The organism is Treponema sp. OMZ 857, assembly GCF_024181085.1.
Classification (GTDB): domain Bacteria; phylum Spirochaetota; class Spirochaetia; order Treponematales; family Treponemataceae; genus Treponema.
On sequence record NZ_CP051147.1, the window covers coordinates 788,244 to 807,987 of the forward strand.

Annotated in this window: 18 protein-coding genes; 9 read left to right on the forward strand and 9 right to left on the reverse strand. The window is 43.9% G+C overall.

Translation table 11 applies throughout. The features are described 5' to 3' along the window. Nucleotides 1-88: 88 nt before the first annotated feature. On the forward strand, nt 89-697 hold the full coding sequence (locus E4N66_RS03680; protein WP_253729005.1) for an ATP-dependent Clp protease proteolytic subunit: 609 nt from the start codon (nt 89-91) through the stop codon (nt 695-697). A 471-nt stretch (nt 698-1,168) separates the two neighbouring features. Here the strand turns inward: E4N66_RS03680 and E4N66_RS03685 are convergent, their stop codons facing one another. The 4 genes from E4N66_RS03685 to lepB all read right to left on the reverse strand — a co-directional run bounded on the left by E4N66_RS03685 (nt 1,169) and on the right by lepB (nt 4,707). After that, a complete protein-coding gene (locus E4N66_RS03685; RefSeq protein ID WP_253672815.1) occupies nt 1,169-1,390 on the reverse strand; it encodes a DUF7723 family protein in 222 nt (73 codons plus the stop codon). Continuing rightward, nucleotides 1,383-1,661, reverse strand: a complete 279-nt coding sequence (locus tag E4N66_RS03690) for a DUF7724 family protein (protein WP_253672813.1) — start codon at nt 1,659-1,661, stop codon at nt 1,383-1,385. Before E4N66_RS03690 ends, E4N66_RS03685 begins: the two co-directional genes overlap by 8 nt. 94 nt (nt 1,662-1,755) lie before the next feature. Next, a complete protein-coding gene (locus E4N66_RS03695; RefSeq protein WP_253729006.1) occupies nt 1,756-2,928 on the reverse strand; it encodes a thymidine kinase in 1,173 nt (390 codons plus the stop codon). Then, nucleotides 2,929-4,707 (reverse strand): signal peptidase I, encoded by a 1,779-nt coding sequence (gene lepB / locus E4N66_RS03700; protein ID WP_253729007.1) that lies wholly within the window; start codon nt 4,705-4,707, stop codon nt 2,929-2,931. 492 nt (nt 4,708-5,199) lie between these two features. Here lepB and E4N66_RS03705 point away from each other — a divergent pair, with 492 nt between their 5' ends. The 4 genes from E4N66_RS03705 to rlmN all read left to right on the forward strand — a co-directional run bounded on the left by E4N66_RS03705 (nt 5,200) and on the right by rlmN (nt 10,068). Further along, nucleotides 5,200-7,302, forward strand: a complete 2,103-nt coding sequence (locus tag E4N66_RS03705) for a methyl-accepting chemotaxis protein (RefSeq protein WP_253729008.1) — start codon at nt 5,200-5,202, stop codon at nt 7,300-7,302. Between the two features lie 211 nt (nt 7,303-7,513). Further along, complete coding sequence (locus E4N66_RS03710) at nt 7,514-7,846, forward strand: hypothetical protein (protein ID WP_044015468.1); 333 nt, start codon at nt 7,514-7,516, stop codon at nt 7,844-7,846. Continuing rightward, nucleotides 7,839-9,005: a tetratricopeptide repeat protein gene (locus tag E4N66_RS03715; RefSeq protein WP_044015470.1), complete on the forward strand. Its 1,167-nt coding sequence runs from the start codon at nt 7,839-7,841 to the stop codon at nt 9,003-9,005. Before E4N66_RS03710 ends, E4N66_RS03715 begins: the two co-directional genes overlap by 8 nt. 58 nt (nt 9,006-9,063) lie before the next feature. Next, nucleotides 9,064-10,068, forward strand: a complete 1,005-nt coding sequence (gene rlmN / locus E4N66_RS03720) for a dual-specificity RNA methyltransferase RlmN (RefSeq protein ID WP_253729425.1) — start codon at nt 9,064-9,066, stop codon at nt 10,066-10,068. A 159-nt stretch (nt 10,069-10,227) separates the two neighbouring features. Here rlmN and E4N66_RS03725 read toward each other — a convergent pair whose 3' ends face one another. Together E4N66_RS03725 and E4N66_RS03730 are read right to left on the reverse strand one after the other, a co-directional pair. Then, on the reverse strand, nt 10,228-11,268 hold the full coding sequence (locus E4N66_RS03725) for an OmpL47-type beta-barrel domain-containing protein (protein WP_253729009.1): 1,041 nt from the start codon (nt 11,266-11,268) through the stop codon (nt 10,228-10,230). A 44-nt stretch (nt 11,269-11,312) separates the two neighbouring features. Then, nucleotides 11,313-11,816 (reverse strand): OmpA family protein, encoded by a 504-nt coding sequence (locus E4N66_RS03730; RefSeq protein WP_253729010.1) that lies wholly within the window; start codon nt 11,814-11,816, stop codon nt 11,313-11,315. A gap of 352 nt (nt 11,817-12,168) precedes the next feature. Between E4N66_RS03730 and E4N66_RS03735 the strand changes: the two genes are divergently transcribed. Both E4N66_RS03735 and E4N66_RS03740 read left to right on the forward strand, forming a co-directional pair. Continuing rightward, on the forward strand, nt 12,169-12,993 hold the full coding sequence (locus E4N66_RS03735) for an SDR family NAD(P)-dependent oxidoreductase (RefSeq protein ID WP_253729011.1): 825 nt from the start codon (nt 12,169-12,171) through the stop codon (nt 12,991-12,993). A 103-nt stretch (nt 12,994-13,096) separates the two neighbouring features. Further along, nucleotides 13,097-13,591, forward strand: coding sequence for a flavodoxin domain-containing protein (locus E4N66_RS03740; RefSeq protein ID WP_044015479.1), 495 nt, complete (start codon nt 13,097-13,099; stop codon nt 13,589-13,591). Between the two features lie 105 nt (nt 13,592-13,696). Here E4N66_RS03740 and E4N66_RS03745 read toward each other — a convergent pair whose 3' ends face one another. After that, nucleotides 13,697-16,456 (reverse strand): PD-(D/E)XK nuclease family protein, encoded by a 2,760-nt coding sequence (locus E4N66_RS03745; protein WP_253729012.1) that lies wholly within the window; start codon nt 16,454-16,456, stop codon nt 13,697-13,699. A 262-nt stretch (nt 16,457-16,718) separates the two neighbouring features. On the opposite strand from E4N66_RS03745, the gene E4N66_RS03750 reads away from it, so the two are divergent. Beyond that, nucleotides 16,719-17,237 (forward strand): hypothetical protein, encoded by a 519-nt coding sequence (locus E4N66_RS03750; protein WP_253729013.1) that lies wholly within the window; start codon nt 16,719-16,721, stop codon nt 17,235-17,237. A 114-nt stretch (nt 17,238-17,351) separates the two neighbouring features. Further along, entirely contained in the window at nt 17,352-17,603 is a 252-nt protein-coding gene (locus tag E4N66_RS03755) for a hypothetical protein (RefSeq protein ID WP_212565530.1), read from the forward strand. Between the two features lie 211 nt (nt 17,604-17,814). Here the strand turns inward: E4N66_RS03755 and acrA are convergent, their stop codons facing one another. After that, the gene (gene acrA, locus E4N66_RS03760) at nt 17,815-18,918 is read right to left on the reverse strand and encodes an acryloyl-CoA reductase electron transfer subunit beta (RefSeq protein WP_016518421.1); all 1,104 of its coding nucleotides are present in this window, start codon (nt 18,916-18,918) and stop codon (nt 17,815-17,817) included. A 20-nt stretch (nt 18,919-18,938) separates the two neighbouring features. Then, entirely contained in the window at nt 18,939-19,739 is an 801-nt protein-coding gene (acrB, locus tag E4N66_RS03765) for an acryloyl-CoA reductase electron transfer subunit gamma (RefSeq protein WP_044015488.1), read from the reverse strand. Nucleotides 19,740-19,744 lie beyond the last annotated feature (5 nt).

Consider the following 19,744-nt stretch of genomic DNA (forward strand, 5'->3'; position numbering starts at 1 on the left):
TTATAGCAACCGTATTTTCATTACTAGGGCATTTCTGAAAATCGAATTAAATTTTGAGAAATGCTGTAAATTTATAAAGGGTGGATGAATGAATACTTTTTATAACACGGAAGAAACGTCAAAAGAAAAAACAAACGATAGTGCGAATGAGCAGCTGATGCAAAAATTCTTGAATACCCGTCAGATTATTCTGTCGGGCGAAGTGAATAAAGAACTGGCGGAAAAGGTTATCCGTCAGCTTTTGATCCTTGAAGCCGATTCCGCTTCAAAACCGATTTATGTGTATATCGATTCTCCCGGCGGAGATGTTGATGCCGGTTTTGCGATTTTTGATATGATCCGGTTTATTAAGCCGCCGGTTTATACGATTGGTATGGGATTGGTAGCCAGTGCAGGTGCGCTTATTCTTTTAGCGGCGCCGAAGAACTACCGGCTTGGGCTTCCGAATAGTCACTACCTTATCCATCAGCCGTTATCCGGTATCAAAGGGGTTGCGACGGATATCGAAATCCATGCAAAAGAAATTGAAAAAATCCGCGTAAAAATAAATGCGCTTATCGCCGAAGAAACCGGTAAGGATGTAGCGGACGTTGCTAAAGATACCGACCGCGACTACTGGCTTTCGGCAGACGAAGCTGCCGCTTACGGACTCATCTTACAGGTCATTAAAACCCGCAGCGATCTTCCCAAAAAATAAAATCAGTACCGCCATGGATGGCGGTGGTTCCATATAGCAGCGACGTTTTTGCTGCGCAAAAACTCGTCGTTGACCAGCGTACAGGGACGTACACTGGTCAACAGCGCCACGGATGGCGGTGGTTCTATACAGAAGTAAGTTTTTCGTCAGAAAAACTTATCGTCAAAACGCCCAAGGATGGGCGGGGTATTAATCAGGGGTGAGTTTTGGACAAAACTCGCCTTTTCCCGACATACACAGACGTATGTCGGGAAAAAGTGTACATGGATGTATACTTGCCAACAGCACCACGGACAGCGGCGTTGAAGCGGGTGTTAGAACTTATTTTCCAATATAAAAACTTTCATGACTGTATTCACACCATTTTTCATACATCTGAATATATTTTTCTTTGATAAATTCCTGTATCTTTCTTAATTCTTTATCCGTAAATAATACCCGGCAACCTTAAATGAAAAATATTTCGGCATATTAATCTTCCATATATTTTAAACAGCTTTGTAAATGTTTTTTTGAAGCTGCTATTTCTATATCATCCATATTTGTTTCTATCAAAGTCCCATCAGGTTTAAACACTGCGGCACCGTAACCATTATTTAGATTAAAAACGCTTATTCCTTCGGGAATTTTTTTAAATGCAAAACCATTATCAATGACATCTGCTTCATGAGCAATTTTATATAAATCAGGCATATCGTACCTCAACTTTTTTGATTGCAGATAAAAAATCTTCTGCCTCAATATATAAATTTTTTAATATTGGGATTAAATCAATATATTCTTCTTCCGGTTCAGAATTATGAGTATATTTAGCTAATACTTCAAGATAACCATTATCCCAATGGAGAACCTTTTCATATTTTTCCAGCGAATACGGTGCTACAAATTTTAATCGAGTCTTATTAAAAGAAAATAATGTATAGGAACCATCATTGCTTAAATAAGCTGTGTCAAATCTACTCATGTTTCAATTATAGCATAAAAATTATAACATAAACTACTTATAAAACCATAAATACTTAAAATTACAGTAGTTCTAACATAGGCCTGATGCACTCTCAGTTCCACACAAGCGGCCGTTTGTTATCGGACAGCCGCTTATCAAGATATTCCTTATTTAGGTGCAGCTCTTTTACTAATGTGCGCATTTGATCTGCGGAGAGCAAATTCTGTTCGGCAAACAGGAAGATGAGTGCCCGTTCCGCAATGCAGGGAACACGGAGCGCATTCATCCGTTCCGGAGAAGGATTGGCACAATCAAGATATTCGGTCTTAAACGTATTAAACAATACGGAATGCTCCATATCATCTTGAATTGCTGCCAGTTCTTGCATAAGCGGCTGCATATTTCCTCTGCTTGCTTCTATTCCGAGCGGTTTTAACGTAAAGAACGTATACTGCTTACCGGGTAAAAAATGATGCTGGTCACAGCGGGTACAGTAATTCGGCTCGAAAGGATCTTCTTTTTTGCGGTCTCCGCCGATAATAATCAGCGGATCAAAATAGAGCGCAGGGCATTCAACGCCGTTTACAATGTAGTACCGATAGGTGTTGTAGCCGTTTTGCAGACAGTCGGGATGTTCGCAATAGGCAGAGAACGGATATATTTCCGTTGCCGTTTCTACCAGCAGCCGTGCCGTCGCATTAAAAATTTCACCGCGAAAGTTTAACAGCAGGGTCGGCATAACAAATACAAGCCCGCGCCGATCGCTTTCTTTTTTAATCACATACGCGAGCCGTTCGTCGTAGAAGGCTGCTTCATCGATAATCCATGTACCGATATGCGGATTTTCTTGCAACAGTTTTTCAAGTGAAAATGAATTGCCGACTGTTGCAATATTTTCTCCACACCGCTGATAGCCGCCGCGATAGGCGAGGGCATCATCGGGATAGTCTGGGAACCGCTCTTTATCTAAGCTGTAGCGTGCAAAAAAGGTATATCGCCTATCCGCCGAGCCGATACCGCTTGCAGGGTCAAACAAGTCTTTTTGAGAGTTTGCTCCGCTGGTCAGTTTTTGTACTGCGCCGCTTTTGGTACGGGCTACTTGCGCATCCCTCCATACGTGTCCCGCATATTCCGTTTTTCCCGACCCCATCGGCCCGACTACCAGAATACGGCGAGAGGCAGTGGTAAAGTCAAAATGAGCTTTCGGCTCATGCATCAATAAAGAAGGAAAACCAAGGTTTTTAAACCATGCATTAATCTGTTCTTGCGCCGGTTCCAATTGCATTTATAAAGCTCCAAATCGTGAGAAGGGGAATACCCGCAGTATTGTGGTGCCGAGTATCTTTTCTGCAGGGACATATTTCGGTTCGACATTACTGTAAAACCGAATGGATTGTGCATCGTTCTTATCAACAGAAGTCAGTTTAAAACCAGTGGTATGGCGCATATCGGTTGAATTAAACCGGTTGTCGCCCATCATAAAATATGCGTTTTCTGGAATGTACTCATCCTTTCCCGCAGGAAAGACATTCATGTTGCGCTGATTAGTCCATGCAAGATAAAATGCGTAGGTTTGCGCTTCTTCCAAAAGTCTATTCCGTACTTCGTCGTTGATAAATTGCTCTGCCGTAGCGTTTGCGCGGAACAGTTCGATATTGCGGATAACGATTTTACCGAAGCAGAGTTTGATAAGCGCATTTAACTGCGCAAACCGTTTTTCATATAATGAAGCTTGTTGTGCCTCGCTGCTTTGCCAGTAGGGAATCCATCCCGTCATAAAGCTGCGGAACCATGCAAGCCCGCCGTTGGTCGTTAAAATTTCGCGGCTTATCGTGTCATTGGCACGGAAGAGGGTGAGTATCTCATATCCCGATTCCTGCAAGAAATCCGCCGCTACTGCCGTATCCTTATTATGCTTTAAAAGCGAAAGCCGATTGACAATCGATTCTGTTTGCTTTACCGCATCGGTTAAGTTGAGTTCTTTCCGCTGAGCTTCGACCGATTCCAGCACACGCAAATCTGCGGCACTGATGAGTATATCTTTGATTAAACGGCGTTCCGATTCAGGGAGACTTGCTAAATCCCAGTTGGCATAGAGCCGATCTTCTTCTACCGGTAAAAATTCCGTGTCGCCGCGGTGCTTAGCATACAATATTCCGTCAACCAGCATGAGTTTTTCTCCGGGGAGTCCGGTAATCCGCTTAACTAACGGATCCGGTTTCGGTTTGCCGTTTTCATCAGTGTTAATATTCACCTGTGCAAGCGTGAGCATATAGACTAGCTGCGACATAAAGGTTTTAAGCTGTGCCTTGGGTGTGTCGGGGTAATTCGGGTTGCTGAAAATAACAATATCGCCGCGTTTATATGTTTTCCATCGCGGCAGTCTAAAAGAAGAAAGCGGAAAAGCGGGCCCCGAAGGAGTTTTAAGGCCGACAACCGTATCACCGATCATAAATTGCGGCACCATAGATTCCGTTGGAATACGGTATACTTGAAAGATAAAGATATTGATGAGTAACACAAAAAAGATCGCGTAAAAAGCAGCATCGACCCATTCCAACAGTTCAATTAAAACTCGTTTTATTATTTCTCTAACCGGTTTTTTTCCGCGGTATCCTGTTAAAATGATTTTTATTATTTCGCCAATTGACGTTCCCTTGCTCGAAGGAATTTTTTTCTTTTGAATGGGTTGAATATCCGGAAAATATTTTTGTAAATTTTTATTTTTCAGATAATGAACGGTCACTGCTTTCAGAACAACGATACCGAACCACATCAGTGCAAGAATGGCATCCATTATATAAGGCGAATGTTCTACAAGTGCGCGGGAACACACAAAGCAGGCAATCATAACAAACGGCCAATAATCGAAGAGCTTTCTCGTAAAAACAAGTGAGATATAGGTTCTCTTTCGGTTTAACTTTAATTGTGAATACACAAGCACTGAAGAAAAAATGATGCCGGCTATGCTCCCCGCGAAGGCTAAGCCGTGCATATTCTTGACAACTAATAGCAGAGAAAAAACAAAAGACAGTCCTGTACAAACGCGGAAAAATAGTGCCATGAATAACCCCTTCAACAATTTTTACACACAAGATACTTGATTACGGTAAGCGGCTTATTGTAGCGGTTATTATTTAGAATGTCAATTTTTCGGTTTGTGCTGTATCCATCGTCTTGTTGCACTTTTGTACACCATCACTTGAACAGTTGGTGGTAAAGTGATAGTATTTCAGTATAAAGTTATTAGAGAAAGTTGATAAAAAAGGGAAAATAAACATATCAGCATTTCTCTATAGCAGCGGCAACTGCCGGCTATGCATCCTACAACGTGAAGCTCTTCACTATAACAGCGAATTTTATATCAGCTATTCACTGCTACAGGAATAGTGCTCCACGGCATTGATTGAGAGGAACCTTAAAAATTTCTGTTTTTTAAAACACCTTCTAATGCAGTAGTTTGATGTAATTTTATTGTCTAAAGGAGATGCTTGACAAAATGGATGGAAACAGTATAATACCCCAGCATAGTAAGTTACATGACAGGCGGTATCTTATGAGTACAAACAAAAGAATTTTCTCGCTTAGGTATAAGCTTGTTTTGCTTTTCGGTGCATTGATTTTAGTTGCCAGTATTGTGATGGCTGTCTTAGCTGTGAGAACTGCTCGTAAAGCGGTAATAGAAAAAGTTACCGTTCACCTTACCGATAAAGCAACTGATATCGCGGCTATTGCAGACGGGAAAATGTCCGCTGTTATGCAATTTATTGAAGGCCTTGCCCGTATGCCGTTCTTACGTGATGAAAGTCTTACGCTGTATCAAAAAGTTCAAATGCTGTCTGTAGAAGCGGAACGTAATGCAAAAATAGATTACTTCGGGGTATGCGATCTGCACGGCAATCGCTATGATACACGTGACACTCCTACGATTGTAAATGATCGGGAGTGGTTCCGTGCCGCTGTGCGGGGAAAAACTTATATTATGGAGCCTGCGCTTTCACATATAACAAATAATCTGCAAATACTTTTTGCCGTTCCGATCTATGATAATGCTAATACTGTTATCGGCGTATTAAATGCGGCGGTACCGGCGAAACAGCTGTCCGATGACATCAAAGATATCGTAGTCGGTCAAAGTGGATATTGTTATATTGTAGGTTCGTCGGGTACTGTTATCGCGCATAGAGATTTCTCGTTGGTTCAGAACTATGCTAATTCACAAGAAATGGCGAAAACGAACGCATCGCTTACGTCTCTTGCTGCATTTGAAAAACAGGCTCAGGCATCGCAAGTTTCTTCCGTAGGATACTATGAGTATAACGGTGTCAATAATATAGCCTCTTATGCGACAATACCGTTAACAGGGTGGATCGTTATTATAAAAGCTCCGGTCAATGAATTTATGGGTACCGTCAATGCATTGCGAAACGGGATTTGGCTTATTGGAATTATTATCTTTGTGGTAAGTATCATCGTTGTGTATATTATCGCCTATAAAATGATGCATCCTATTCAGGCGGTTGTCGCTACATTGCAGGATATCGCTCACGGTGAAGGAGATTTAACCGTTCGTTTGCCGGTCTTCGGAAATGACGAAATAACGAATTTATCCGCATACTTCAATGAAACAATAGAAAAGATTGCCGTGTCGGTACGTGCAGTCAGTGCCAGCGGAGAAACGATGGAAGAAATCGGCAGCGAACTTGCCTCCAATATGACTGAGACGGCAAGCGCTATCCACGAAATCAGCGCTAATATTGCAGGTGTAAAACAACAAGCACTAACGCAAGCGTCAAGCGTAACCGAGACAGCTGCAACCATTGAAGAGATCGTCCGGACAATTAAACAGCTGAATACCAGTATCGAAGCACAGGCGGCAAGCGTTGCACAATCATCTTCTTCTATAGAACAGATGGTTGCAAATATTGCTTCAATTACAAAGACACTTGAAAGTACTGATGGTGCTATTAAAAAGTTGGCCTCCGCAACCGGAGACGGAAAAGAAACACTTGCAACCGCCAATACCGTAACGCAGAAAATTGCAGAGGAGTCGGGAGGCTTGTTGGAAGCGTCGAGCGTTATTCAGCATATTGCTTCGCAGACAAACTTGCTTGCAATGAATGCCGCTATAGAGGCCGCCCATGCCGGAGAAGCAGGTAAGGGCTTTGCGGTTGTCGCCGACGAAATCCGAAAGCTGGCGGAAGATTCCGCAACGCAAGGTAAAGCAATAACTGCAACACTGAAAATATTAAGCGGAGAAATCGAAACGCTTTCGGATTCTTCAAGAACCGCTGAAGAGAAATTCAATACTATATTTAACTTATCGGAGCAGGTAAAATCGATGAGCGACCATTTAACCGAAGCAATGCGTGAACAAGAAAACGGTAGCCAAGAAGTTCTTACCGCAATTAAAAAGATTAATATGGTAACGGTCGAAGTAAGCGCGGGTTCCGAAGAGATGCTGAAAGGCGGTGAAGGCGTTGCTGAAGAAATGCATAGGCTCAGTGATCTTACCCGGATTATTACCGACAGTATGAATGAAATGGCAGCAGGGGCAGTGCAAATCAGCAATGCCGTACAGGAAGTAAACGAAATTACACAAAAAAACAAACAAAACATTCAAAACTTAGTAGCTGAGGTTAATAAATTTAAAGTTTAACCAGCTGTTTTACAAATACATCAAAAGGGAGGCGAATTTGTTGTCTGCCTTTTGATGTATTTTACATATTTTATTTTCTTCTTAACAACTATAGGTATCTCTAAAAACTTCAATCAGATTTAACGTGATGCAATGCGGGGGCTTGTCATAAATGTATCTATTTTATAAAATAGAAGCATCAGTATTAAATATTTATTAAAGACGAAGTAAAATGGGATCGGATAATAAGCATTTTATTAAAGTAACTGAAAACGCACTCACTCCTCTCAGTTCTGAACAAAAGGTAGTATTAAATCGGCGCGGTAACCAGCTCTTTAACGAAGGCTTTATAAACGAAGCTCAACGTATTTTTATTACTACCGGCTATTCGGATGGTCTTACAAGGGTCGGTGATTATTACGCCGCACAAAAAAATACGTTGGAAGCACTTCGTATGTATTGCCTTGCAAAAAATAAACGCAAATCGGAACCGATCATTGATTCGCTTGTTCGGCTCATTAGAGTGTTAATAGATACTGAATCCAAAGGAGTAGAAAATGTTTGAAAGTGTTGAAAATGGTTATTCCGAGCAGACCGACTCGTTATTTCCTGCATCATTAGATCCCGCTCAAGAACTTCCTCATGCGGAAGGAACCGATGAACTTACAAAACTTTCACGTGAGGGATATCTTTTCTTGAAAGCAAATGAAATTGATCGGGCGGAAGCTGAATTTAAAAAAATGTTGGAGCTTGATGAAAATAATAACTATGCCCTTGTCGGACTTGGGGACGCTGCGCGGAAGCGGAATAAATGCAAAGAAGCCGCAGAATATTACAGCGAATGTTTACGGCACCATCCGGGGAATAATTATGCGTTATTCGGATTAGCAGACTGCTATAAGAATATGAATTTATATGCGAAGGCAATAGAAATTTGGGAACAATATCTTGAACATGATAACGCAAATATCACCGTCTTTACCCGCGTTGCCGACGCATACCGAAAGATACATGATTTTCAAAATTCAAAAAAGCTCTATTTAAAAGTACTTGAGATTGAAGAGAATAATCCCTATGCACTTATCGGTTTGGGGCATCTTCATTATGATTTTAAAAAATACCGCGAAGCGCTTGTTTATTGGCAAAAGATTTTTGATCAGAATCCTGACAATGTCGATATCCGAATCCTAACATCGATCGGCAACTGTTATCGAAAGATGAAGCAATTTGATCAGGGTGTCTATTATTTTGAGAAAGCACTTGAAAAAGATCCCGATAATTTTTACGGTCTGTTCGGTCTTGCGGACTGCTACCGTGGTATGAAGCAGCAGCAGCATTCAATAAAATATTGGGAAGCTATTCTTAACAAAGATCCGAATAATAAGGTTATTCTTACCCGTATGGGCGATGCCTATCGGCATATCGGTGATTATGACAAAGCCGAACAAATTTATCAGCGTGCGCTTGATATCGATTATGATTCCTATGCGATACTCGGTCTTGCGATTTTGTGCAAGATACAGGGAAAATATGATGAAGCGATAACCAGCTTAACGCATTTGTTGCAGGCAGACCGGAAAAATTACCGTATCTATCTTGAGCTTGCAGATTGTTACATCCATACAAACGAAAAATCAAAAGCGATTGAAGTGCTGCAAGCGTTCCAGCAGTATGGTATTAAAAACCAAGCGGTAAGCGACACTCTTTTTTCATTACAAAATTAAGGCGTATTGATTGGGACAGAACGATAACACCGTTGCGGAAAAAACAGCCATTTCAGGGATGTTGCCGGAAGAAATTGGCGCGGTCTGTAATTTACCGCAACGGTTTCAGCCTATGCAGATTTTTCAATGGATTGCGCGCGGGTGTTCATCTTTTGAAGACATGACAAACCTTCCGCTTAAAGAGCGGGAGCGGCTTGCCAGTGAATATACGCCGCGCAATACCGTATGTGAAACCGTGCTGAAAGATCCTGACGGTACGGTCAAACTCGGCATAGGCTTGTATGACGGCAGCAGTATTGAGACGGTACTGTTGTTTGATAAAGCCGCGCGGAAAACCGCCTGCGTTTCCTGTCAAGTCGGTTGTCCGATGGGCTGTACTTTCTGTCAAACAGGACAGCTCGGCTGCTTGCGTAATCTTGCTCCCAACGAAATTGTGGAACAATTTTTACATCTGGAAAATATCTGCGGTAAACTTGATAATATCGTGTTTATGGGAATGGGTGAACCGTTGTTAAACCTTGACAGTATTGCGAAAACTATTGCCGTTCTTACGCACCCAAAAGGTAGAAATCTTTCGCACCGGCGGATAACGCTTTCCACTTCCGGTATTTGTAAGGGCATTTATGAACTTGCGGATAGACAACTTGATATCCGTCTTGCCGTTTCTCTGACTACTGCGGACGAAGCGCTCCGGACAACCTTGATGCCCGTTACAAAGGCTAATCCGCTCAGTGAATTAAAAAAGGCAATTCGCTATTTTAATGGTAAAACCGATAAGCGGGTAACCCTAGAACTTGCTCTGCTTAAAAATGTAAATACTTCCTATAAGGCAGCGCAGCAGGTACGTGCTTTTGCCGAAGACCTCAATGTGCATATCAATCTTATCCCGTGGAATCCCGTGCAGCAATTACCATACAGCACTCCTTCTGATTCGGAAATACGCTCTTTTTACAATTACTTAATGGCAGAAAACTTAAATGTAACGGTTCGGCAAAAGCGGGGCAGAACAATCGGCGGCGCTTGCGGTCAATTAGGTAAAAAAGGCTCTTCAAAATCGACATAGCCTGCTATAGAGCAACTCTAACTATGTTTTCAGCACAATATCTTTAGTATATAAAAAAAGCACCGGCTAATCTGCAAGATTAACCGGCGCTTTAATTAACTAAACATTTAACAGCACGGTAACATATCGCTACCTCGTTAAATTTTCAGTATATCCGATTTATTGACCATCCGCGGGAACGCTCCAGGTCGTGGGTTCGTTTCCCTCTCTGTCTATAACCTCTATATCTGATGCAGGAGTGATCTTGTCTACATAGAATTTGTAGGACACAGGCTCCGATACGTTACCGACGTTATCGATTGCTTTTACATCGATATTGTAAACAGTGTTGGTAGAGAAATGAAGCGGTTCGATATATTTAACATAATCCGCATCATTGATTTTGACATACAGGGCATCCACACCGGAAAGCTCATCGGTTGCACCGAACGCAACGGATTCTTTTGTAGAAACGATAATGCGTCCCTCTTCGTCAACAACATCGGCGCTCGGGAAAATCATGTATGCATCATCTTTATTGATAAGACGATCGCTGTTTTCAATAAAAACAGTGGGAGCCGTCGTATCAACGACAACGGAGAGTACTGCGATCGGAGCTAAGTTACCGACATTATCAACAGCCGTGTAATATATCTTTGCAGCACCTTCTTCGTTTACAGAGTAATAAGCATCTTCATCTTCTTTTCCATTACCATGGAGTGCTAAAGAATCCAAATCCGTACCGATATAGGCTCCGGCAGTTCCGGAACCGGTTAAATCATCGGTTGCCGAAATATACCACTTGGTATTTGCAGAACAGTAAGCAGCCAAACCTTTGTAGAATAACGGTTCAGTTGTATTCAGTGTGGTTTTGGGCGCAGTATTATCGACAATTACCGAAAGGGTTTTTGCAACTTCAAGGTTTTTGCTGTTGTCGAAACCGCGATATGAGATATCGTGTTTACCTTCTTCCAAGATCTGGAAGGGGTTGCGGTAAGTCATAAAGCTTGAACCGTCAAGTGAGAATTCAACAAAATCGAGACCTGTTTCTTTATCTGCCGAATTGAGCTTAAAGAACACATCGCTGTTGACAAAATGTTTATCACCGTTGCGGTATTGCATTGCCGCGCGTTGATAATCAGGGTTCATTGTTTCAGGCACTTGTGCCCAAACTGAGAAGCAAAGAGCCGCAAAAGCAGCGGCAAAGAGTGATTTCTTCATAAATCCTACCTCCAAATACTATAAAAGATGACTCCGCATCCTTTTTAATAATAAATTTCGACTCTGCGGTTGTGTTTCCGTTCGGAAATTTCCGTATGAGATCCTGCAGGGTGCTCAGCCCCTTCCGCCGATATGGTAATATTACCTGCTTTAAAGGCACCTGTTGATTCAAAATACCGTGCGACGGCATTTGCTCGTTGTAACGACAGTTTTTCTTCTTCTTTTGTGCTGTCTAATTTTGCACAATGTCCGACAATTTTTATCTGTGTTACATTCTTCGCTTTCAACAGTTCGGCAATACTGTCCAACTTATGCGCAGTGAACGTATCAATCTTATACGTCTTCGGGGCAAAATAAACCGTTGTTTCGTTATCGGTATTATTTTTCCCATTTTGCTGCGGTTCGGCAGTTTTTTCTTCCGCAGGAGCAGTTTCAACCTGCTGCGTTTCTGCAACGGGTTTTTCTTCCTTCGGTTGCTTAGGCTGTGATGCGCATCCCATCACAATTGCCGCGATCAGCAACAGAAGAATACCTTTTAGCTTGCTCAAATTTTGACCTCCTCAAAATTCTTGTATAAAGAGCATCTTTAAAAACCGAAGCTTTTAGAGGCTCTTATCATTTTTAGGTTCTTCTTAAATTCACTAATACCGTTGCTATTTTAAATTGACGTTTTTTATTGAGATTCAAAGAATATCGGCCGATACTCTTGCCAAGGGATATGTTCATAGCGAAATATTTTCCTATCCGCTAGTAAGCTCTCTATATGACCGGCACTCCTACACCGTACTTGCCATACTATCATCCTCATCTTTTTTGTCAAGTCTTTTTATAGCAAAAGCTGTTTCTCCGTGTAGATTTTTTGTGTATTATTTCACATAAAACCCGATAATATGAGGTACTATGAATACGGAACATGAAAAAAAGGTAAAAATAATTGCGGTGGTAACCGGAGGCACAAGCGGAATCGGTTTGGAAACGGCAAAAGCTTTGAGCGATAGGGGCTATGCCGTGTATACGGTGAGCCGAAGGGGACTCGATGGTTATATGCCTAAATGCGGAGGACATTTTTCAGCTGATGTGACGGATGAATGTGCTTTGACCAAGGTTTTTGCCGAGATATGGGAACGGGAAGCTCGATTGGATGTCTGTGTCTGTGCTGCCGGTTTCGGTATTTCGGGCGCCGTTGAATTCACGACGCTTGAAGATGCAAAAAAACAGCTGGAAGTAAATTTTTTCGGCGCTTTTTTAACGATGAAAGTCGCAGCTTCATACATGAGGAAGCAAGGTTTCGGAAAGATTCTTGCGGTGAGTTCGGTTGCGGGAGAAATTGCCATTCCCTTTCAGGCCTTTTATTCCGCTTCCAAAGCAGCACTTGGAAAATTATTGGAGGCGTTTGCCGCCGAAGTCTTTCCGTTTGGTATACAATGTGCGCTTATTATGCCGGGTGATGTTGCGACTCCGTTTACGGATGCCCGTAATAAGTCGAATACCGGTAACGATGTGTATTCCGGAAGGATCACAAAGAGTATTGCAAAGATGGAGCGTGATGAACGGCACGGCATACCGGCAGATAAACTCGGTGCTTTTATTGCATTGTTAGCGGATAAAAAGCGGATTGGTTTCTTTCATCCCTATAACGCACCCTATGCTCTGTTGATAAGTCTATACCGTTTACTGCCTCGTCGTTTAGCTCTGTTTATTGTTCGCAAGCTCTATGCCTGCTAAGGAAAAATAAGAATTATTCTTGATTTTTCTATGGGAATGATTATATTATAACTACAGTTGATGTATCAGCAATGATAAATATATCATCAATTAGGAGTATTATATGAGCAAAACAGGAATTTTTTATGCAAGTAAAGGCGGCGTAACCGAAGCTTTTGCAAAGCAGATTGCAGAAAAGCTAGGAGCCGATGTGCACAATATGAAAGATACGAAAGTAGATGCGATAGCGGCCTATCAGAATGTCGTGCTGATGTCCTCCAGCTATTTCTTCGGCGCATTAATGGAAGATTGGGGCGGTAAAGTAAAACTGCTGCACACCGTTGATTTTGCCGGAAAAAATGTTGCGATTGTCGGCGTCGGAAGCCAGGAACGCCATCCCGACAGTTTCTGCTCCGGAGCTGCGGACTTCTATGATAAGCTCCGCTTCAGCGGCGCCCGCTTTGTCGGCGATGTATGCCCCTGCGGATATGACTTCCAATTCTCCCGCATGGAAAGAGGCGGCAGAATGCTCGGTCTGTGCTTGGACAAGGGCGATGCTAAAGTGAACGAAAAAATCGACGAATGGGTAAAAGCCGTTCAGCCGGTATTTGCAAAATAACTTTTGTTGGTAAGATTTGTTTCGCATCTTTCAGAATAGAGATGCCTATTACAAGCTTCCGGAATAATATACATTGAGGTTTCTCAGATATTTCCGGAAGCTTTTTTATTCCCCAACGGTAAAGGTTGTTCTGCAAATAGTGTGAAAGGGGCAGCCCATACAATCTTGCCATTGTACGGCTGCCGGTTTTCTAAAGTCTTCCATACCGACCTGTTGCGCGTATTCTTGAGCAATTTGTAAAAAAGCCTGAATCGACGGTTCAAATTCTTCCCTCGTTTTAGAAGAACGGGAACTATCCTGAGGTATCACCTCTTTATCGTTGACGATGTACTTTCTCTCTTCTTTCGTAATACCGAGAAAAAAAGCATGGAACACTTCCTGTTTCAGTCTATTTTCTGCAAGGAAGATGTACATCGGCATTTGGAAATCTCGCATAGCTCCCGAGGTATAGTCTGTAGCGGACGGAACCTTGCCGGTTTTATAATCAAGGATGACGGCGCGGCCTTCAGCTTCCTGATAGGCGATGCGGTCTACGAGCCCGTGATAGAGGATGTCTCCGCTCCGGTGCTGCAGCTCGCCTTCCATTAAATACGGCGTATAGCCGTCCAGTTTTTCCGCATCGAACGTAAGCACAAAGTCAACGCTTTTTAAACTGCGCTTTTTAATCGATTCGATAAAAGGCGCGGCAAGCGGCCCTCGAAAATCGGTTTGGCTGTGAACGGTCTCATTAAATATCGATTCAGCCCACTCCTTATAATCGGCGAGATGCGCTGAGATAAACACCTTATCGTTTTCCCGTATACGCTGATAGAGCCGCTCCAAAATACGGTGGCAAATGATACCGATATAGCGCGGGTTGAAAAGTTCCGCATCAGTGTCTTCTTCGTCGATGGAAAGTGCCGACGACAAAAACCATTGAGCCGGACAGCCGGAAAAAAGATGTAAGCCGCTTTGACTGATGCGGAACGCCCCGTCCGTGTAGTGCCCGTCTTTGAGCTTTTCCGAAAGTACCGGTAGGCTGCCGTTAAAAGGTTCGGTTAAAAAGGAAAAGCCGCGCTCTTGTTTAATACCGGCGAATTGTTCAAATCCCGCTTTTTGTACGGAATACAGCGCTTCCGGCGCAGGTTCGTCCCGTTTAAAGAAGCGATATTCCTGCAAAAGAGAGTCGCTGTCATTCAGGTCGGGACGGGAGGCAAAGGCGGTAAAAATGCCATTGCTGACGGTAAAGCCCGAAAAGGTTTGTTCGGAAACGGAAAAGCGCACTGTGCCATATATTGCATACACCGCAAAAAAGGCCTGCGTTGCATCTTTTTCGACAACGCCGAGTTCTTCCCGTTTGTCTTTCCGTAAAAAGGGAAGTTTTTGATAGATCACCCTGCTTGCTTTTTGATTGCAGTTGAGGACAAAGTGATGCGCAAAGGGCGTTGCAGCCGTGACTCTAAACGGAAAGATACTGACCGCTCTTCCGGTATTTTGCGGTACATAGATTTCGCGGGCAAGTTGAGCGGTAAAAAAGCGATAAGGTTGTGCAGGCAGACAGTCGGCAAAATCTTCTTCAAGCTGTACCAATTCCTGCATCAGCGTAATGCAGCGGCCGATGACGGCATTGTCTTCGGCTGAAAAGCCGTCGGGATTCAGATACTGCACTCGAAAGAGGATGTACTGCCGCCTCATTTCGGAAAAGCTTTGAGCCTGCACGAATCGCTCCGCAGCTTTCATAAAGGGGAGAAGCCATTCCTTTGCCTGCTCTTTTTCGGCTTGCTCTTCCTCAGCACTGCTATGGGGATTATACGGGATAGGGAGTTTAAACGCCTCCTTCCAGACGTTTTTATAGTGTCCTTCATCCTTCCACGAAACGAGACAGTTGTTTTTTATGCCGAAATTGATGAGCGCTTGTATCTGCGCGGGATGCTTCCACGGAATATGAGGATTGAGCAGCAGCGGTTTAAGGCTTTCAAACGAGTAATGTTCCTGTACGCACTGTTCAAGCAACGGAAAGAGCTGCCCCGCCTGCTGTTCGCCGAGTTTAAAGCCGAGCCGAAATTCCGCCGGGATATTCCGCAATGCAAACTCCCGTTTGAGATACGGTACGGTATCTTCAATACCGGCAATACTGAGCGCAATGTCATCGGCGGGAACTCCGGTTGCCAAGAGCTGCTCAACTGCGAGCGCGGTTGACCGGATTTCTTCCCGCATGGTGCCGAATTGGATAAGCGGCGTTGTTTCCGCTTTAAAGGCAGGGGCGGGAAGTATCGACAGTTCCGGCAGTTCTTCCAATAGACTGCGGTATTCGTCAAAATCTTCCATTAATTCGGGATAGAGTAAAATGTACTGTTGCGCATGCGGGATAAATTCCGCCCCTGCCCACGAAGGTTCAAAGAGCCGGTGCGCATCCAAAAATTCCGTATACGCTTTTTTCAAAATCCGTAAATCGGAGAACTCGGCGTCTTTACCGGCTTTATGCTGCGTCGCGCGTTTTTCCCAGTGATCCAACTGCGGCAAAATACCGGCAATCCATTGTGCAAATATGGCGCCGTCGGCTGCGTAGTCCGCAGGGATGATGTTCTGTAGAAACGGTTTTGCCGCCGCAGCATTGTCGGCTGCAATATGATGCGCAAAGAGCAAGCGGATAATTTGAGACACCGGGTTTTTATTTTCTGCTTGAGCGATACAGCACTCCGCCTTAAAGGCATCCCATGCAATAAACAGTTCAGCAGGAATTGCTGCAAGGCCGGTCAACGCAAGCGCACGATGCATCCAAAGCCGAGCCGCAATCCGTGACGAAAACACAAAACACGTGCGGGCGTCCGTACCGTAGCGGCGGATACAGTCTTCTATAGTGGAACAGCCGGATATGATGCGCATAACAACCTCTTAAATATGTGAAACCTCTAAAAATCTAACCGACTTTTTAGAGATGCCTATGATCTGGTTTCTATCAACGATGAAAGCTCAATAATGTATTATACACAAAAAAATCGGATTGAGCATCTCTCAAACTATGCTTAAACTATGCTAAATGCAGGTTTCTTGTTCGTATGCGCTTCTGATGATATACTGACACGGTATAAGGAACGGTTCATATTCCTCTACTATCGGGAAATATCGAGAAACGGAGGTTTGAGATATGAAATACTTACGATGTTATTTATATTTTTGCATATTGTGCATCAGTGTGATGTCATGCACAAGTACCCCGACTACCGGAGCGCTTTACTTTCCTATCACCGTATTAACCGGTGTTGCTGACTTAACGGTTTCAACGGCTGGAGACATTCAAACGGATACTCATGATAAAACCGAAGCCTTTGCAAGAAATGCAAGAATACTGAATAAGGATTGGACTCTTGATAAAACGGAGTCGCATCCTCAAAGAGAATCTCCGTCCGAATACGATTATCTTTCAAACATTCAGTTACAACCGCGGAAGAATAGTGCAGAACCGGCAAATCAGCAAAAAAATGATATGAAGCCTGTTTCTTCGATACGATTGCAAAAAGGAGAGTCATTTTCTACGCCGATACCGGTGCACAAGGAAGTGACGGTCGTTGTTGAAAATAAGGACGGCAACGAACTAAGGTTTATGTGTACCGGTCAACAATTCGTCTTGCAGCAGGGGGAAATGGTGATGCTGCATTTTCGGTAAACGAGAACAGCCGCTTGTCATCACAGTAGCTGCAAACGCCACCAAGCTCGCAGCGTTTAATGAAACGGTAAAGTGTGCTATACTGCTATGGGATGGATAGATAAGGAGCATTCTATGAACGATATAATGATGCGGCAATACAATATGCTTTCAAAGGAGCTGCAGCAGGAAGTGCAGCATTATATTGAATATTTATTTGTAAAAATGAAAAAAACGAATAGACAACATATTGTAACAATACCTCAGCAAGAAAAAAATAGAGCTTATGATGCCCTGATACAGTATGCAGGTTGCCTACCGCCGGATATTGATTATAAACAAGAAGCTATAGAATTTGCGGTTACGAAATATGAAAGTCTTACTTGATACAAAATTTTGAAGATGGTTTGCAATATCAATGCGCATTAGAAGAGTCGGTAGATTGCATTATTACACGCAATAAAAAAGATTTTTTGGGGTCAAAAATACCCGTGTATACGCCGGATGAATTTTTAGCATAAAGCTTTGAGTAGGTTGACTAAAAAAGCCTGTTCTTCCGCAAAGGAAAAACAGGCTTTTTTGCATCACAGCTTAAAAATTACAGGCTGCCTTTTGCCGCTTTAACCGCTTCGGTCAGCATCGGAAGTACCTTGAACAGGTCTCCTGCAATACCGTAGTCGGCTACACCGAAGATCGGCGCATCGGGGTTCTTGTTGACCGCGATGATGTACTCGGAATCCTGCATACCGGCAAGGTGCTGAATTGCTCCGGAAATACCGACTGCCACATAGATGTGCGGATGTACGGTTTTACCGGTCTGTCCAACCTGATGGTTTGCATCCATCCAGCCGGAGTCAACAACGGCACGGGATGCCCCGACAACGCCGCCGAGCGCCTGAGCCAAATCCTCAGCAAGCTTGATACCTGCTTTGGGATCTTTACCGATACCGCGGCCGACGGAAACAACCACATTTGCTCCGATCAAGTCTACGATATTCTTTGCGGTTTTCTTGATTTCGAGGATATCGACGCTGATATCGGCTTTGGAAAGTTCAACTTTCGGCTTTTCAATCACGGTCTTTGCCGCTTTTGCCGAATCAAAGTCCTGCTTCTTCATAACGCCGGGACGCACGGTCGCAATCTGCGGGCGGAAGCGGGGACACACAATCGTTGCCATCAGGTGACCACCGAAAGCCGGACGGGTCATCTTCAAGTTGGTATTTACCTTAAAGGGTGTCTTTTCGACATCCATCGTCGAGCTGGTGCGGAGGAATTCCTTGTATTTTTCCGTATCGACATCGAGGTGCGTGGTGTCGGCGGTCAATCCGGTATGGAGCCGTGCGGCACAGCGGGGTCCTAAGTCGCGTCCGATGGTTGTTGCACCGATTAAGAAAACTTCCGGTTTTTTGTCCTGTACCAATGCGGTAATCACTTTTGTATACGCATCGGTTGTATAATCGGCAAGAAGATCGTGCTCGCAGTAGTATACCTTATCAGCGCCGTAACCGCCGAGATTCTTTAACGCATCTTCTTTAATACCTTTCCCAAGTACAACGCCGCAGAGTTCGCCCTTTAATTCATCGGCGAGCTTCCGGCCTTCGCTCAATAATTCAAACGAGGTGTTGAGGATTTCTCCGTTGCGCTGTTCACAAAATACCCACACGCCTTTGAAGGCTTCAGTGTCTTTGCTATCGTAAGCCATTTGTACATTCTCCTCCTTCATTAAATGATATGTTTTTCTGCCAGCATACCGACGAGCTTTTCACAAGCGGCTTTGTCGGCGCCTTCCATCATCGTACCGGCGCCCTTCTGCGGCGGGGTAAAGGACTTATATACGTTTGTCGGAGAACCTTCCAAACCGATCGTGTCTTTATCGATGAGCGGGTCGTCCTTCAAGGTTTCGTAATTGTATACCTCATACGGCTTTGAGTAGCATTCCATAATACCGCTGACGCTCATATAGCGCGGTTCGTTCAGCTCTTTGATACAGGTGATAAGACAGGGTGTCTTTACCTTGAGCATCATGTAGCCGTCTTCGAGCATACGCTTTACTATCAGCGCGTTGCCTTCTTTTTTAATATCAGCTGCGTAGGTGATCTGCGGCAGTTCGAGTTTTTCAGCGATCTGCGGACCTACCTGTGCGGTATCGCCGTCGATTGCCTGACGGCCGCAGAATACAACGTCTTCCGGCCCGACACCGACGCGGCGTACTGCTGCTGCCAAAATCTGGCTGGTAGCATACGTGTCGCTTCCGCCGAACTCACGGCTGGAAACCAGTACCGCCTTGTCAACGCCGCGCGCCAACAGCTCACGGAGCATGCTTTCTGCAGGGGGGGGGCCCATCGAAATAGCGACAACTTCACAGCCGGTTTGATCTTTCAGCTGCAGCGCCGCTTCAATCGCGTTTAAGTCATCGGGGTTGGTGATGGTCATCATCGAAGCGCGGTCAAGCTGCCCGTTTTCTTTGACGGCAACTTTTCCGGATGTATCGGGAACTTGTTTTACACAAACAATAGCTTTCATCTGTT